The 15,751-nt window shown below is 55.7% G+C and carries 13 protein-coding genes and 1 pseudogene; 9 read left to right on the forward strand and 5 right to left on the reverse strand.

Features of this window, described 5'->3' with window-relative positions; all coding sequences use genetic code 11:
* Window positions 1–290 precede the first annotated feature (290 nt).
* The 6 genes and pseudogenes from kdpF to RBB80_RS21370 all read left to right on the forward strand — a co-directional run bounded on the left by kdpF (window position 291) and on the right by RBB80_RS21370 (window position 6,877).
* Window positions 291–374, forward strand: coding sequence for a K(+)-transporting ATPase subunit F (gene kdpF / locus RBB80_RS21345; RefSeq protein WP_433969806.1), 84 nt, complete (start codon window positions 291–293; stop codon window positions 372–374).
* 25 nt (window positions 375–399) lie between these two features.
* Window positions 400–2,175: a potassium-transporting ATPase subunit KdpA gene (gene kdpA / locus RBB80_RS21350; protein WP_433964388.1), complete on the forward strand. Its 1,776-nt coding sequence runs from the start codon at window positions 400–402 to the stop codon at window positions 2,173–2,175.
* Window positions 2,176–2,192: 17 nt separating this feature from the next.
* Window positions 2,193–4,231: pseudogene (gene kdpB / locus RBB80_RS21355) on the forward strand (potassium-transporting ATPase subunit KdpB).
* 11 nt (window positions 4,232–4,242) lie between these two features.
* Window positions 4,243–4,830: a potassium-transporting ATPase subunit KdpC gene (kdpC, locus tag RBB80_RS21360; RefSeq protein WP_433964389.1), complete on the forward strand. Its 588-nt coding sequence runs from the start codon at window positions 4,243–4,245 to the stop codon at window positions 4,828–4,830.
* 498 nt (window positions 4,831–5,328) lie between these two features.
* Window positions 5,329–5,598 (forward strand): hypothetical protein, encoded by a 270-nt coding sequence (locus RBB80_RS21365; RefSeq protein WP_433964390.1) that lies wholly within the window; start codon window positions 5,329–5,331, stop codon window positions 5,596–5,598.
* Window positions 5,558–6,877, forward strand: coding sequence for an outer membrane beta-barrel protein (locus RBB80_RS21370; protein WP_433964391.1), 1,320 nt, complete (start codon window positions 5,558–5,560; stop codon window positions 6,875–6,877). The genes RBB80_RS21365 and RBB80_RS21370 overlap by 41 nt, the downstream gene beginning before the upstream one ends.
* A 271-nt stretch (window positions 6,878–7,148) precedes the next feature.
* Here RBB80_RS21370 and RBB80_RS21375 read toward each other — a convergent pair whose 3' ends face one another.
* Window positions 7,149–7,328, reverse strand: coding sequence for a hypothetical protein (locus tag RBB80_RS21375; RefSeq protein ID WP_433964392.1), 180 nt, complete (start codon window positions 7,326–7,328; stop codon window positions 7,149–7,151).
* Window positions 7,329–7,546: 218 nt separating this feature from the next.
* Between RBB80_RS21375 and RBB80_RS21380 the strand changes: the two genes are divergently transcribed.
* Window positions 7,547–9,139 carry a Na+/H+ antiporter gene (locus tag RBB80_RS21380; RefSeq protein ID WP_433964393.1) on the forward strand — a complete coding sequence of 531 codons (1,593 nt, stop codon included), beginning with the start codon at window positions 7,547–7,549 and terminating at the stop codon, window positions 9,137–9,139.
* A 130-nt stretch (window positions 9,140–9,269) separates the two neighbouring features.
* On the opposite strand, the gene RBB80_RS21385 is transcribed toward RBB80_RS21380, so the two are convergent.
* The 4 genes from RBB80_RS21385 to RBB80_RS21400 all read right to left on the reverse strand — a co-directional run bounded on the left by RBB80_RS21385 (window position 9,270) and on the right by RBB80_RS21400 (window position 14,199).
* A complete protein-coding gene (locus RBB80_RS21385; RefSeq protein ID WP_433964394.1) occupies window positions 9,270–11,741 on the reverse strand; it encodes a response regulator in 2,472 nt (823 codons plus the stop codon).
* Window positions 11,720–12,283, reverse strand: coding sequence for a hypothetical protein (locus RBB80_RS21390; protein ID WP_433964395.1), 564 nt, complete (start codon window positions 12,281–12,283; stop codon window positions 11,720–11,722). The genes RBB80_RS21385 and RBB80_RS21390 overlap by 22 nt, the downstream gene beginning before the upstream one ends.
* Window positions 12,284–12,375: 92 nt before the next feature.
* Window positions 12,376–12,759: a hypothetical protein gene (locus tag RBB80_RS21395; RefSeq protein ID WP_433964396.1), complete on the reverse strand. Its 384-nt coding sequence runs from the start codon at window positions 12,757–12,759 to the stop codon at window positions 12,376–12,378.
* 663 nt (window positions 12,760–13,422) lie between these two features.
* Window positions 13,423–14,199 (reverse strand): hypothetical protein, encoded by a 777-nt coding sequence (locus RBB80_RS21400; RefSeq protein ID WP_433964397.1) that lies wholly within the window; start codon window positions 14,197–14,199, stop codon window positions 13,423–13,425.
* Between the two features lie 506 nt (window positions 14,200–14,705).
* Here RBB80_RS21400 and RBB80_RS21405 point away from each other — a divergent pair.
* Both RBB80_RS21405 and RBB80_RS21410 read left to right on the forward strand, forming a co-directional pair.
* Window positions 14,706–14,957, forward strand: a complete 252-nt coding sequence (locus RBB80_RS21405) for a hypothetical protein (RefSeq protein ID WP_433964398.1) — start codon at window positions 14,706–14,708, stop codon at window positions 14,955–14,957.
* 58 nt (window positions 14,958–15,015) lie between these two features.
* Window positions 15,016–15,555: a hypothetical protein gene (locus RBB80_RS21410; RefSeq protein WP_433964399.1), complete on the forward strand. Its 540-nt coding sequence runs from the start codon at window positions 15,016–15,018 to the stop codon at window positions 15,553–15,555.
* The last annotated feature ends 196 nt before the right edge of the window (window positions 15,556–15,751 follow it).

The following is a 15,751-nucleotide window of genomic DNA, read 5'->3' on the forward strand; positions in this document are numbered from 1 at the left end:
AAATCCGTCTTGATCTCGTCACGCTGTCGGGTCTGCGCCGCCGGAACAAAATGCTCTCCGCTTCGAACTCTTTGTGGAATCGTTATGCCTTTTTTATACGACGGTTGTTTGAATGATAGTTCTGGTGACAAAACTGTATGTGCACCCTGCGACAGATAGAACGTGAAGGCAGGAAGAAGGATATTCATCATGTGGGATGTGGGATGCATTGTAGCGAGCGTCGGATTCTTTCTGGTTGCCATTGCTTATACGGCCGGCTGTGAGCGGCTGGGGACGAAGGAAGGCAAATGATGGAAACTCTTCTGCTGGGCCTCGTCACGGTTGCCCTTCTCGTTTATCTCGTTTACGCGCTTTTGCACCCTGAAAGGTTCTAGCTAAGTAACTAAAGGACGCACTTCAATGACCGCAAACGGTTGGTTCCAAATCTGTTTCTTCTTCGCGCTGGTGCTTGTCTGCGCCAAGCCGCTAGGCCTCTACATGGCCCGGGTCTTCGAGCGCGAGCACACCTTCGCCGACTATATTTTTCGCCCCATCGAGCGGTTGATCTATCGTTTGACGGGCATCGATGAGACGCATGAGATGCAGTGGACCGAGTACGCCGTCGTCATGCTGCTGTTCAGCCTGGTGACGATGCTCGCGACCTATGCGATTGAGCGGCTGCAGCATCTGCTTCCGCTCAACCCACAGCATCTGGCCGCAGTCGCGCCCGATCTAGCGTTGAATACCGCGGCATCCTTTACCACTAACACGAACTGGCAGTCTTACGTGCCGGAGACGACGATGAGTTATCTCACGCAGATGCTCACGCTGGCTTACCATAATTTCTTCTCGGCGGCAGTGGGGATTGCGTTGGCCGTCGCACTGATTCGCGGGATCTCGCGCAGGGAGTCAAAGACGCTGGGAAACTTCTGGGTCGACACCACGCGCGCATCGCTCTGGGTGTTGCTGCCTACATGTCTTATCTATGCGCTGCTGCTGGTCTCGCAGGGCGTAGTACAGAACTTCCGTCCTTATGATCAGGCGAAGCTGGTTCAACCCCAGACTGTGACCACGACAGGCACGGATGGAAAGACGACCACGCAAACAGTGACGACGCAGAACATCGCGCAGGGCCCCGTCGCCTCGCAGGAGGCCATCAAGATGCTTGGCACCAACGGCGGCGGTTTTTTCAACACCAATAGCTCGCATCCGTTCGAGAACCCTACGCCACTCTCGAACCTGATGGAGATGTTTTCCATCTTCCTGATCCCCGGTGCCCTTACGGTCACGCTGGGACGTATGACCAAAGCACCGAAGCACGGCTGGGCCGTTTTTGCCGCGATGGCAGCGCTGTTCTTCGCCGGTGTCTTTGTCGCCTACTATGCCGAAGCACAGGCGAACCCTCTTCTGCATTCTGTGAACCAGCACGTTACCGCGGGACAGGCCGGCGGCAATATGGAGGGCAAGGAAGTTCGTTTCGGCATCGCCAACTCCGCGCTCTTTGCTACCGTGACGACGGATGCAAGTTGCGGGGCGGTCAACGGCATGCATGACTCGTTCATGCCTCTGGGCGGGATGGTCCCGCTGGTCAACATCATGCTGGGCGAGGTCATCTTCGGCGGCGTCGGCGCTGGGCTTTACGGAATTTTGATCTTTGTTGTGCTGGCGGTCTTCATCGCCGGACTGATGGTAGGGCGGACGCCAGAGTATCTAGGCAAAAAGATCGAATCGTTCGATGTGAAGATGGCCATGCTCTACGTGCTGATCTTTCCGCTCTCTATTCTCGGCTTCACGGCAGTGGCGCTCATGACGCCGAATCTCGGCCTCCCCGGCATTACGAACCCAGGCCCGCACGGTCTCTCGCAGATACTTTATGCCTACACTTCGGCTACCGGCAACAACGGCTCGGCCTTCGGCGGCATCAGCTCAAACACGCACTGGTACAACTTGTCGCTAGCCACGGCAATGCTGGTCGGTCGTTTCTTTATGATCGTCCCAATGTTGGCCGTAGCCGGTAACCTCGCGAAGAAGAAACTGGTGCCTCCGTCGCCGGGAACCTTTCCGGTGCATACGCCTCTGTTTACGGTGCTTCTGGTTGGCGTCATCCTCATCGTCGGCGCTCTTACCTTCTTCCCTGCGCTCTCGCTCGGTCCCATCCTTGAGCACCTCCTGATGCACGCCGGCAAAAGCTTCTAGCCCAGAAAGAAGAGGTCATGGCAAATACCCGTAAACGCTCCCTCTGGGACACAAAGATCGTCCGCCGTGCCCTGGTGGACGCGCTCGTCAAACTCAACCCGCGCACGATGATGAAGAACCCTGTCATGTTCGTGGTTGAGATCGGCAGCATGATCACAAGCATTTATCTTTTCCGCGACATCGCCGCGCATAAACATGCACTCAGCTTCGATCTTCAGATCACGTTGTGGCTGTGGTTCACGGTATTGTTTGCGAACTTCGCTGAGGCGATGGCCGAGGGCCGTGGGAAGGCCCAGGCAGATGCGTTGCGCCGCGCCAAGTCGGAGACCATCGCGGTCCGCTACCTGCCGAATGGCAAGACAGAAGAGGTCCCTAGCTCGCAGCTTCGCGCCGGCGACGTGGTTTTCGTGATCGCAGGCAGCATGATCCCCGGCGATGGCGAAGTTATCGAAGGAGTAGCCTCTGTTGATGAGTCTGCCATCACGGGCGAGTCGGCACCGGTGATCCGCGAAGCGGGCGGTGATCGCTCCGCCGTCACTGGTGGTACGCGCGTCCTGTCGGACCAGATCAAAGTCAAGATCACCTCGAACCCCGGCGAGACCTTTCTCGATCGCATGATCGCGCTGGTCGAAGGGGCCGAACGCCAGAAGACGCCGAATGAAATTGCGCTCAATATCCTGCTGGCCGGACTTACGATCATCTTCCTTCTAGCTGTCGTGACGCTGCAGCCTATCGCAATCTACTCGACCGCGCCGCAGACGGTCTTCGTGCTGATTTCGCTGCTGGTCTGCCTGATCCCGACGACCATCGGTGGCCTGCTTTCGGCGATCGGCATCGCCGGTATGGACCGTCTCGTTCAGCACAATGTGCTGGCGATGTCGGGACGGGCGGTCGAAGCTGCCGGCGATGTCAACACTCTGCTGCTCGATAAGACCGGCACCATCACGCTAGGCAACCGGCAGGCGTCGGAGTTCATCCCCGCACCAGGCGTCAGTAAGGATCAACTTGCCGATGCCGCACAACTCTCGTCTCTACCCGATGAGACACCCGAAGGCCGCAGTATCGTCGTGCTCGCCAAGGAGATGTACGGCCTTCGCGGTCGCGACCTCGGCGAACTGCAAGCCGAGTTCGTCCCCTTCAGTGCGGTCACCCGGATGTCGGGAGTGAATTTGGACGGTCGCATCATTCGCAAGGGCTCGACCGATGCCATCGCCGCGTTCCTCAAAGAGAATGGCGGTAATCTTCCGGATGAAGTCCGCGCAGCGGTCGAGACCGTGGCGCGCAGCGGAGGCACGCCGCTGGTCGTTGCCGAGAACCGTCAGGCGCTAGGGGTCATCCACCTCAAGGACATCGTCAAGGGGGAATGAAGGAGCGCTTTGCCCAACTGCGGTCGATGGGCATCAAGACCATCATGATCACCGGCGACAACCCGCTCACCGCCGCCGCCATCGCGCGCGAGGCCGGTGTCGATGACTTCCTCGCTGAGGCGAAGCCGAAGGACAAGATGGACCTCATTAAACGCGAACAGGCCGAGGGGAAGTTGGTCGCCATGACCGGCGACGGCACTAATGATGCACCCGCATTGGCCCAGGCAGACGTTGGTGTTGCCATGAACACCGGAACACAGGCGGCCAAAGAGGCGGGGAACATGGTCGACCTCGATTCGAATCCAACCAAGCTCATCGAGATCGTCGAAATCGGTAAGCAGCTTCTGATGACCCGCGGCGCGCTCACCACCTTCTCGATCGCCAACGACGTGGCGAAATATTTCGCCATCATCCCGGCCATGTTCGCGGCGACCTTCCCCGTGCTTGCTGCGCTGAACATCATGCATCTGAAGACGCCACAGTCGGCCATCCTCTCAGCTGTTATCTTCAATGCCCTAATTATCGTCGGCCTCATCCCTCTGGCCCTGCGCGGCATTGGCTATAAGGCCATGTCGGCCGATGCCCTCTTGCGTCGCAACCTCATCCTCTATGGGGTCGGCGGCCTCGTTGCACCGTTCCTCGGTATCAAACTCATCGACATCATCATCACTGCCCTGCACCTGGCCTAAAGGACCGTTCCATGCGTCGAAACCTCATTACCGCCATCCTCTACACATTAGTCACTACTGTAATCTTCGGCCTCGTTTATCCATTCGTCGTCACCGGTATCGCTCAGGTCCTCTTCAAGGACAAGGCGAACGGTCAGCTGCTCCATCAGAATGGCCAACTCATCGGTTCGCGCATCATCGGTCAGCCTTTCACTGCGGCGGGCTACTTTCACTCGCGTCCTTCCATGGCAGGCAATGGCTACGATGCCGCCAACTCTTCAGGCTCCAACTACGGTCCCACAAACAAGAAGCTGATTGATCGCGTCGCCGCTGACGTTAGCGCCCTTCAACTCGACCACCCCAATACCGATGTTCCAATCGACCTGGTCACCGCCTCTGGTTCCGGGCTCGATCCCCACATCACCCCCGCCGCAGCAGAGTTCCAGGTCACGCGCATCGCCCGCGAGCGCCGCCTCGGTGAAGATGCCGTCCGAAGACTCGTTGCCCAACGCACCCAGGGCCGTCAGCTCGGCTTTCTCGGTGAGCCCCGGTTAATGTCCTCGAACTCAACCTTGCCCTCGACCAGGCTGCACCACTCCCTGCCGGAAAATAATTTCTGAAATGTCATGCATAAATCAAGGTTCGAAGAAGCTAAGTATGGACAAGATGTCTAGGAACCCTAAGCCATAAGTCTTTCTGGCGCAATTTCCGCCAATCGACCTGCCAGAGTTCACGTGTTCCGTATTCCGCTAGGATGTCTAACCGAACGTCAGCCTCAGCAACAATCGCAAGTCGATCAACTGCGAAATTCGAAATATTTCGGCAGCGGAAAAATCCAAGTACTGTCTCTCTGGATCAAAGAAGAAATAGGTACAGATCAAGAAAAAAGTAGAGAGGCGCTGCAGGCAAGCAGCCAACCCTCCTTTGGCACCTAGTCGATCGTAGTTAGGTTCTTCCGGGTAGTTGCGGATTCTTTATGCATTCGTGACGAACTCTTTATCTTGCCCCAACTAGGTTGGATGGTGGTTTAGTTCGCGTGCTCAAGCCGCGCGGAGGCCGCCAGAATGGAGAAGTAAAGTGAAAAAACAACGAAATCGCCCAACAAGAGACTTTGTCTGATGGGTTTGACCCTTGGAGTGGGGCTGACGTTCAGCGCGGGAGATTTACAGGCGCAGACTCAGACACCCAATCTACAAACAGCGGTCGAGAATGCTCAGACACCTCAAGACCAGAAGATTCAGCATTTGCAGGACAAATTAGAGGAGATTCAGAAGGAGCTCGTCGAGCTGAAGAAAGCCAATTCAGCCCAGCCGGAAACCCATCACACCACGACGGCAAAGGCCTCAGTTGCCCCCCGCCCTCAGCGAAGCGGAGCCAGAGGTAACTGATCCGTCCAGTCCGCACTCGGAGCCATTCGCCTTTGCGGACTTCACCTGGCTCAACGGAAACTCCCGCACCAAGGACACTCCCTATGCAACCAAATTCTTTACACCGGAGATACGTTCGGATGTGAGTTACACCTACGACTTCCGCCATCCGCAGGACGACACCATCGTCGGATCGAGCGAAGTCTTTCGGTCCAGCGAGGTCACCCTGACGGACCTCGCAATCGGTGGCGACTTCCATTTGAACAATGTGCGCGCCCGCGTTCTAAGCCAGATTGGCCTTTACTCCACGGCCACTCCGCGCAACGATGCCAGCCCTTCGCGCGGACAGTGGGATCTTGCCGACGCCTATCGTTATGTGTCAGAGGCTAACGCTGGCTACCACTTCAACGTGCAGCACGGTCTCAACGTGGATGCCGGCATCTTCCTCTCCTACGTCGGCCTGTTCTCGTTTTACCAATTTGATAATTGGGCCTATCAGCCGTCGTACGTCTCGTCGAACACGCCTTGGTTCTTCAACGGCGTGCGCGTGCAGTGGTATCCCACGGCCAAGTTGAAGATCGAGCCATGGTTCATCAACGGCTGGCAGTCCTACGGCCGGTTCAACGGTCGGCCTGGCCTCGGCGGACAGATTCTGTGGAGACCCACCGGCAAGTTGCAGATTCTCGGCAACCAGTACGGTTACGGGGAGGATGCGCTTGGCGTACCCAGCCGCACCCGCCTACACACCGACGACAGCGTCGAGTACAAGTACTACGACCGCCCCGATTCCATGATCAGCAAAGCTGCCTTTACTGTTACCGGCGACGCTGGTTGCGAGAGTGGCGGCGGAGTCAGCTGCCATGGCAATACCAAGCAAGGCCCGAAGCAGAGCTTCCTCGGTTTCATGGTTTACAACCGACTCTGGTTTGACCGCGACAAGTATGCTCTCACGATAGGCGGCGGACGCATCAACAATCCCGGCCGCTACTTGGTGCTGTTGCCACCGATCAACGGTGCGACGGCTGCTTCTGGGACGCCGTACTTCACTGAGAACCCTGGCGATCCGTTCAAGGCGTGGGACACTTCGGTCACAGGCGACTACATGCCGAGCCAGTATTTCACCTATCGCTTGGAGTACAACCACCGTGCGGCAAACGTTCCCTACTTCGCCGGTCCTGGAGGAGTAACGCCGCCTGGCGGGAATACATTCGGAGCGCCCGGTTCCGTCGTTGCAGGCTGGAGCCCAGATCTTCGCAACAGCGAGAACCGGATAACCGGCGCCTTCCTCGTGAAGTTCTAACCGCGAACGCTGGCGGCGCAAGACACCGCCGCCAGCGAATTTCCTACGATGACGACCCGCCCAACAAGAGGATCCGCAAGCACTTTACACTGCGGCCTGTCGCATCTCCTTCCGAAATCTCTTCTCCGCATCCGCCGGATCCCGGCCCTCTAGATCAAGGCTTAGTAACCATGAGTGAGCAGATTCGCAGTCGACAGCAATAAGTGTGCTTGACCCTAGAATGGTTTCCAGGGCTGATACTTGCTGTATGACGGCCTCCCACCAAATCCACTTATTCGACATCGCGCCCGTTCATCAACCGCTCGCTTTCAGGTTTGCCCAATGCGTTGGCAGCGGCCCATTGAGCAAAATCTATCAGTTTGTCAAAGCTGCGCTTTTTACCAACGGGAGTAGTCACCACAAATGAGCGGTCTCGCTCGCTTTCCGGCAAATTTTGTTTCGTTACGAGCATTACCGCCCAGATGCAAAGACATCGCGAGTTGCACAGGTACCTGTCTCCTTCCGCATCTGTAACGCATTCGCGAAGACTCGCGTTTTGTTTAACATCTGACGCCGGGACGCGGAGAGATAATAGAACATGCTGTTTAGATCCTACATAGTCTTCCCATGGGTGAGACTGCCCGACATTGAGCCCGTGAACTGATGGTGACAGGTAGCGGAGTGCAAACAGTGCAGGCAGTGTTCCTGCTCCTGCTCGTATTTGTGGCAGCGTTTGCTGGGCTGGCGCGGCGCCTGAAAGTTCCTTATCCGATCCTGCTTGTAGTCGCGGGGTTGCTATTGAGCTTTCTGCCCAGCATGCCGCGAATCGGGCTTGATCCTAATCTGGTGTTTCTTGTCTTTCTGCCTCCACTCCTCTACTCGGCAGCCTGGACGCTATCGTGGAGAGAGTTCCAACGAAACTTCGTGAGTATTGCAATGCTCGCGGTCGGGTTAGTGTTGTTCACGGTAGTGGGATTGGCAATGGCCGCAGGATCATTGCTGCCAGGGTTCGACTGGAGATCCGCTGTGCTGCTAGGAGCGGTCGTGGCAGCGACGGACGCGATCGCAGCGACATCGATTGCACGGAGAGTTGGGCTGCCACAACAGGTCGTAGACATACTGGAAGCAGAGAGTCTGGTCAATGATGGAACTGGATTGCTCGCACTGCAGTTTGGGCTGCTCATGTTGGTGACAGGCCGGACACCATCGATAATAGAGGGAGTGGGACGGCTGTTCTTTTTGACCGCCGGTGGTGTACTTGTAGGACTGGCAATTGGGGCTGTGGTTGCGTGGTTCGAGAGGTGGGTGGACGACGGACCCATTGAGATCGTCATCAGCATTCTAGTGCCCTATGCGGCTTATCTACTGGGGGATCGAGTTCATGTGTCGGGGGTAATAGCGGTCATTGCATGCAGCATGTATATGAGCCGGAAGAGCCCGGAATACATGTCGCCGCGGGTGCGATTGCAGACGACAGCCGTTTGGGAGGCACTTACATTTGTACTGAATGGAATTGTTTTTGTGCTAATCGGGCTGCAACTTCCGTACGTGATTGGGCAGATTGGCGGTATGAGCCGCTTCGTTCTACTGGAGTACGGAGTAGGTTTCAGTCTTGTCACGATCGCGGTGCGCATGGGGTGGGTGTATGGAGAAACGTACATCGCATTTTTGGTACGGCGCTGGATCCTAAAGGTGCCAGGCGAGAGACCCGAGCCGCGAAAGCTCTTTGTCATCGGTTGGGGTGGGATGCGGGGCGTTCTTTCCCTGGCGGCTGCGGTGTCATTGCCGTACACGCTTCCGGACGGCCGTACGTTTACGCAAAGAAGCATGATCATTTATTTAGCGTTTTGCTTAATCTTAGCGACGCTCGTCTTGCAAGGCCTGACGATGCCGTTCTTGATTCGAAGGCTCGGATTGTGTGATGCGGAGAATCTAAACACTGAGGAACAGGAGGCACGGCGGGTGTTGCTTCGGGAGGCACTTGTGCATCTGGATCGCAACCGTTCCAAGGACCGGGATCAGTCTGCGATGCTTGGAGAGTTGATCGCAACATACCAACGAAGATTGGATGCAATATCGACAGGCCCCAAGGAACCCGCCCAAGGGCTGATAGACCGAGCCCGGCGGAGTGATGCAATCTTGGCGGTGCTGCAGGTGGAGCGAGAGGCACTCATACGACTACGAGACGAGGGACAGATTGACGATGAAGTATTGCGAACGTTGCAGCGAGAGTTGGACCTGGAGGAGAGCCGCGTGCATACCGGCTCGAATGTCATTTCTTAAATTAATCATTCGCCAGCCGGTACAGTCTCGCGACGTTGGTTGCGATGCAAATTAAATATCTTTCAGGATCGAATTCACGACTTGAATGTTTGCAGAAGCATCATCCACCAGCGGCACGATTTTCTTGATGTCAATCTGGATATTTCTCGCCCCGATTTCGTGCACAACGGTCAGCGATCTCTTCCAGTTTCTTGAGTGCTGCGTCAAAATCGAAGTCGGTAATCGATACGCTCAGATCATCCAGATATGGCTTCTCTATGACACTTGCGACCGCATCTCGCAAACTCCGAAACGACTCTTCGGCATCGCCGTCGCTCGCTTCGAGCAATCGCCTGAGATTGGCGATTGCTCGAGCCGCCACCTCCTGATCGAAGGGTGAAGTCCGCACCATTTCCTGCCGAACGCTCGGTGAATCGCGCAGCGCTTTCTCGATTGCTTGAACCTGCGTGCTCATCACACCTGCGAACTCAGTGAGCAATGACGAGACGGTTGCCTCACCGTCGCGGAGTGCCTTCTCAAGCTTCTGGGCCGCCGACTGGACCTCCGTGATTCCAAGATTGCCTGCGACACCCTTCACAGTATGAGCAATGCGTTCAGCCAGTTTCAGGTCCCCACTTTCGACCGCCATCGAAATCTGGGCAGCAGCGTCCCCTTGCTTGGCTGCAAACTGCCCTAACAGGTCGCGGTAGAGTCGCCTGTTCCCGGCGACACGGTTCAGGCCATCCGCAACTTTGATCCCTGCGATTTCTGGCAGGGTTACTTCGGCGGAAGCTTCTATATTGGTGACAGGTGTTGGGGACCCGGCGGCCTGTTTGGGCTTTGGCTTTGCCCATCTCAGCAACGTCGCAAACAGATTGTCGGGATCGATCGGTTTCGATACATGATCATTCATGCCAGCATTAAGGCAACGCTGGCGCTCCTCCACAAGAGCATGAGCCGTCATCGCGATAATCGGAAACTTCTGCAGGCGTGGATCAGTTCGCAACAGCTTAGTTGCCGTGAACCCATCCATCTCGGGCATCTGCAGGTCCATAAAAGCTACATCGAACTCAGGAGGCTGATCTCCAGCGGTCAGGATCTTCACGGCTTCACCGCCATGGTTGGCTACCGTCACGATCGCTCCGGCGCTCTCCAGAAGCTCCGTCGCTACCTGCTGGTTCATCTCGTTGTCTTCCACCAACAGCACACGGATTCCCGTGGCATCATGCACGGCGGCATCTTCCTTCCTCGCGCGGGAACGGTCGTCGTCTTTTCCCACAACACCGAACAGATCCATCAGAGTGTCGTAGAGCAGCGACTGGTTCACCGGCTTCAACAAGTAGCTTTCGACGCCAATTGCCTCCGCCTGCGTTCTGATCTCATCCCGCCCGAAGGCGGTGACCATCACGATCTTAGGAATATGTTGCAGGCGTTCGTTGCGCTTGATGATGCGGCTGGCCTGTAGTCCGTCGAGTCCCGGCATGTGCCAATCCATCAGTACCAGATGATAGGGATCTGTAGAGTCAGCAGCTGCAATCTCGCGCACTGCATCTTCACCTGAAGAGACCGATTCTGCGCGGAGTGCAAAGACGCGGAGTGCCTCAGTAAGGATCTCGCGGGCTTGCGCATTGTCATCCACGACCAACGCCCGGACACCCGCCAGATCAGCGATCAATCGTTGGCGTTTGTCTTGCGTTCCAACTCCGAACCACGTGGTGAAATGGAATGTACTCCCCACGCCGGGCTCGCTCTCGGCCCAGATGGAGCCTTCCATCATCTCAACGAGCCGTTTGGAAATCGAGAGTCCAAGCCCGGTGCCGCCATACTTTCGCGTCGTCGAAGTGTCTGCCTGCGCGAATGCCTGGAACAGCCTCGAGCTCTGTTCGGGCGTCATGCCGATACCACTGTCGCGGACGGAGAACTTCAACTTTACGCGCTCCGCTATCTGCTCCTCCTGTGCAACCGTAACCAGCACCTCGCCGCGTTCCGTAAACTTCACCGCGTTGTTCACCAGGTTGATCAGGATTTGTCCAAGACGGAGTGGATCACCGATCAGATTGGGCGGGATCTCATGCTGTGCTGCGATCAGGAACTCGAGATTCTTGTCCTGCGCCTTTTGACTGACGATGGTCGATAGATTGTCCAGCACGTCTTCGATCCGGAAGTCTATTTTTTCGATATCGAGTTTGCCGGCTTCGATCTTGGAGAAGTCCAGGATGTCATTAATGATCCCGAGCAACGAGTGCGCGGCGAACTTCACCTTGGTCAGGTAGTCGGACTGTTTAGGAGAGAGATCGGTCTTCAAAGCCAGGTGCGTCATTCCGATGATGGCGTTCATCGGTGTGCGGATCTCGTGGCTCATGTTGGCCAGGAAGTCAGACTTCGCCTTAGTAGCAGCTTCGGCCGCTTCTTTGGCCACCGCAAGGTCGGCGGCTTGTACCTGTGTATGCTCCAGCAGCCTCTTGGTGACAAGGTTGCTGGCCAGGATCTTCGTGTTGAGAGCCACGGTCGGCAGCAATGCGTCCAACAGCGCCTGCTGTTGCTCCGACACAAGGGCCGAAGGCGCCAATTCAATAATCGCCAGAACGTCGTCCTGGTTGATCACCGGCAAAAAAGCACGCAAGCCGGGGTCACGACACCAGCGCCCGTGTTCACGCTGAGGAGTTTGTTGGCTTCAGAGACAATCCGAAGAGTACGCCGCTCAGCCGCCGCTTGCCCAACCAGAGCTTCGCCGAGAGCGAACTCTCGCGGTTCCGCCGAGACATCCGTTGCGAATGCGCCAACACGAGCGAAGTGGGTGCGACTGTCATCGGCCAGATAGAACGCACCGTACAGCAGATCTAACGTCTCTGAGATTCGCGTTAGTAGGACGGTAGCGAACACTGGGAAATCCTCTGTCGACTGAAGTCGCTCAGTCGTAGTCGCCACCTCGGCCTTCACCCAGCCCAGGATCTCCCGCTCACGGGCAGCGATCTGCAAGGTCTGCAATGCCCGGCTCATCTCCCCAATTTCGTTGGGGCGGGTGAGGTTCGTTATGGGAAGGTCCAGTCGCCCCTCCGCCACGTCCAATATCCGAGTCCGGAAAGACAGGACCACCTTGACAACTTCAACCTGGACGATCAAGAGGGCGATCGTAAAAGATACCGCGAGTCCGAGAATGATCACGATCCAGGTGATCAGAATTGTCCGACGAGTTCTGCTGGTAAGCTCATCCGATCGTTGGTCGACCGTCGCGTGTATTTCATCAGCCAGGTCAGCTAACGCGCGCCTCCCTTGCGAAACTCGGGGTCAAAGGTTTCGCGTGCCAGCCTGATGGCCTTGTCATTGTTGCCGCTCAAGGCCGCTGCCCTAATAGGACCGGCGTCCGATACACCCTGATCGAAGAGTGCCGTAGCCGCGTTGATCTTCTGCACTACATTGGGACCTTCTGCGCTGGCCAAAGCGACGGAGGAATGAAATTCCGCAGCTGTCCTGTCGAGATCTGCGTCGACCACTCGCATTCTGTCAACGTCGGGTTCGGCAATCTCTTGATAGAGGAGCTGTGCGAATCGATTGCTCAACACCCGCGCGACGGTTAGGTTGTGGAGCGCCTTGAAGTCATTGCCAATCAGATCGTTGTACCGCGTGCCGATTCTGTTCATCTCCATCGACGCGTACAACGCTGCCACGATCACCATGAAAGCCAGCGGGAGCAGCGCTACGAATATCTTGGTTCGAATTCTAAAATTCGCTAAAATGCCCATCTCAAGAGTTTCAACCCCCATTTCGCGAACGGTGCTTCGGAGAGATGGCTAATTGTAGCTGTCACAGCCGCGCTGGGAACGCCGCCTCCTGCTCTTCGATCCTCTCCCGCAGAGTTCCTCTTGGTTGCAGCCTCTTTGCAGCCAAAAGTCAGAGTCATCTTTGACTGGAATACGAACCTCTTGAGCTTAAGGGCTACCCAAGCATGATTCAGAGACCACCTTAATGTCCTGGAATGCATCCAATCAACAGATGTTGGGTAAAAAATATGAAACGCTTGTCGATTTTAGCGATGGCTATCGTGTTAATCGCAGGGGTAAAGTCGGGCCTACCCCAATCGAGCAATCCGCTACCGAGTAGCGGCGCGACGAGCCGAGCTAAAGTGGACAAAAAAGCCGAGAAGGCAAAAGCTAAGGCGGCTAAACAAACTTCCAAAGCGCAGGGGGCAAGAAAAGCACCTCTTCGCAGGACGCTGCTTACGCTCTGGCCTATATGTTTGGAAGGCCCAAGGCATAGTTCCAAAACGATTGCCGAAGTCAGAAGGAATTACCAGGATTCTCGTGCTATGTCATCGAGTTTCGTAGATCCACGAGTACTTGATCGTACTTATCTATACGAATCAAGCCGAACCTTGGAAATTCCAGATCGACGATGACATATACGACTACGACGGTGATCATTGCAAACGCCAGGAGATGAAGCCAACTTCGTCGATTTGCACCGGCCATACTAAATCCGGCGAGGAGCGACTGCGCCAATCCCAGAACCAGCAAAAGGTAAAACAATATAATTGGAGGGTGAGTTCGAGCTGCCACCGTACGGGTTGTTGTAATGTCAATCATTGTGTTGATTGCAGGCAGCAGCAGTTTTCCCGAATCCGGATGTGCTCCTTGAGATCGTGTCTCGGCAACAGCCTTTTTCCAAATGTCACTTTGGATTTCAGCCGAACGAGTCAGTTCCCTTTCAACTGCAGCGATATCGGGCAGTTTTCGATAGACTTCCAATCGCGAGTCTAAATAGTTTCTGAATAGACCGCGCATGGCAGGTTGGTCCGAGGGAGCTAGCATCTCCACTCGCAGGTACGCCGTTCCAATATCATTCGCTTCGTCGACGATTAACGCCCTTCGCGCGTCAAACCTCGCCGCTGCCCCGGAAAAACTGAATGCTACCATGAGCCCGAACAGGGCAAATACTGCGCCTTCGACCGCTCCCGAGCCGGAGTGCTCGTCGCCTGCGAGGACCGTACGATGTCTTCGCAGCTGTCGCCCGATTTCAAGAAACAAAAGCATTCCAAGAAAAAGTGCGATTGCGAAAACCGGTGCCGAAATGATCGAATCCATATTCCCTCTTGAGGTGTCATCATAATCGCGGCCAAGCACTCTAGGTCAATCAAATTAGGTATGGATAGCCCATTTCGACAAGCTCGTTGGGCCAATCGAACGGTTGATGAATTCGTTGAGAATCGGAGCGGAGGTGGTGAGTCAAGGAAGCTGGATCCACGCGAGTTTCAGGACTTAGTCGATGAGGGGAACCTCATTATTTGGGGACCTGAAAACTGAATGTGGATCTCCGCCGAATTGGGGCGGCGTGAATCCAAAAGGTCATCGCTTCGCATTCAATGTTTATGCGACCCGGGGAGGGGTTGCTGCCTTTTTACTTGAAGAATGAGATCGCTATCAGTATTGCTAGTGTTCCGGACACGCCGCTCAGACTAATCTGAGGCTAATGTCAGAGACTACATCCAACGTCGAGTTCGCCCACTGATTCTCCGAACATGGTCACAGTCACCAATCTCCTTCGAACCTGAGAATTCACTGGGTTGAGGAGCCGGGAAAGTCACACCTATATGTCCCCACAGGTGCGCCTGCAATCCGCCGTGGTGTGGGAGGTTTTGACCTTTGTACTCAATGGCGTCGTATTCATCTTGATTGGTCTGCAACTCCCGTTTGTGCTTAAACAGCTCTTTCATATCGGGATTGGGGCTCTCATCCGCATGGGTGCGATCTTTTGCATCAGCGTGGTCCTGCTTCGGCTACTTTGGATCTTTGGAGAGACGTATGCCGCCGTATTGGTATGGCAGGTGGCGTCATCATGCTGACAATCCAACGCCTCAACCCAAGGAACTGATTGTGCTCACATGGGGAGGGATGCGAGGCGTGCTGTCACTGGCCGCGGCGTTCTCTGTCCCGTACACCCTCGCTAACGGTATGCCGCTCAAACAACGCAGCATGATTATCTTTTTGACATTCTGCGTGATCGGCACGTCTCTCGTGTTTCAGGGGTTGAGTATGCCATGGCTAATCCGACTTCTTTCCATCGACGGATCCAATGAGGAAGAGCGAGAGGAACGGCGTGCGCGACGGACGGTTGTGGAGGAAGCGATTCGCTATCTGAACCGACGCAGCTTGATCGAGAGCTTTGACCCGAGCGTCATTCATGAACTGCTATCGGGATATGAACGACGCCTGCGCGATCTTCCCACGGAGGAAATTGAGCAAGGGAAGGGTTTCAGTCGTCAGCAGCGCGACGCATTGTTGCTGAAAGTTGTGCAGGTAGAAAGAGAGTCGTTGCTGCGTTTGAGAAATGACGGTGCGATCAGCGATGACGTCGCTCGTACGATCCAACGCGATCTGGGCCTTATGGAGAGCCATATCCATACGGGAACTACACAGAATGCCCTTATGCAACACTTCTGATTTCACTTCGGGTGCGAAGATTTAAGGTGCATCGCCAGCAGCATTGTTCAGATTCTTTGCCCAGGTGAGGTTCACCGGTTCACCTTAAATAGCAATCCAACCGGGCCAGTGCGAGGTCGTGACGAAACTCAGTTCAGTAGATGGGACACTCTCTTCTCCCCGGGGCAGAGATAGGTATCACGGTATGCTGCGTATG

The sequence above is a fragment of the Tunturiibacter gelidiferens genome, from assembly GCF_051013345.1.
Taxonomy (GTDB): Bacteria; Acidobacteriota; Terriglobia; order Terriglobales; family Acidobacteriaceae; genus Edaphobacter; species Edaphobacter gelidiferens_A.

Excerpts from the sequence above, each read along its gene's own strand:
- kdpF (WP_433969806.1), top strand. The coding sequence starts at position 291 with ATGGAAACTCTTCTGCTGGGCCTCGTCACGGTTGCCCTTCTCGTTTAT.
- kdpA (WP_433964388.1), top strand. The coding sequence starts at position 400 with ATGACCGCAAACGGTTGGTTCCAAATCTGTTTCTTCTTCGCGCTGGTG.
- kdpC (WP_433964389.1), top strand. The coding sequence starts at position 4,243 with ATGCGTCGAAACCTCATTACCGCCATCCTCTACACATTAGTCACTACT.
- RBB80_RS21365 (WP_433964390.1), top strand. The coding sequence starts at position 5,329 with ATGGGTTTGACCCTTGGAGTGGGGCTGACGTTCAGCGCGGGAGATTTA.
- RBB80_RS21375 (WP_433964392.1), bottom strand. The coding sequence starts at position 7,328 with ATGCTCGTAACGAAACAAAATTTGCCGGAAAGCGAGCGAGACCGCTCA.
- RBB80_RS21395 (WP_433964396.1), bottom strand. The coding sequence starts at position 12,759 with ATGAACAGAATCGGCACGCGGTACAACGATCTGATTGGCAATGACTTC.
- RBB80_RS21400 (WP_433964397.1), bottom strand. The coding sequence starts at position 14,199 with ATGGATTCGATCATTTCGGCACCGGTTTTCGCAATCGCACTTTTTCTT.
- RBB80_RS21405 (WP_433964398.1), top strand. The coding sequence starts at position 14,706 with ATGTCCCCACAGGTGCGCCTGCAATCCGCCGTGGTGTGGGAGGTTTTG.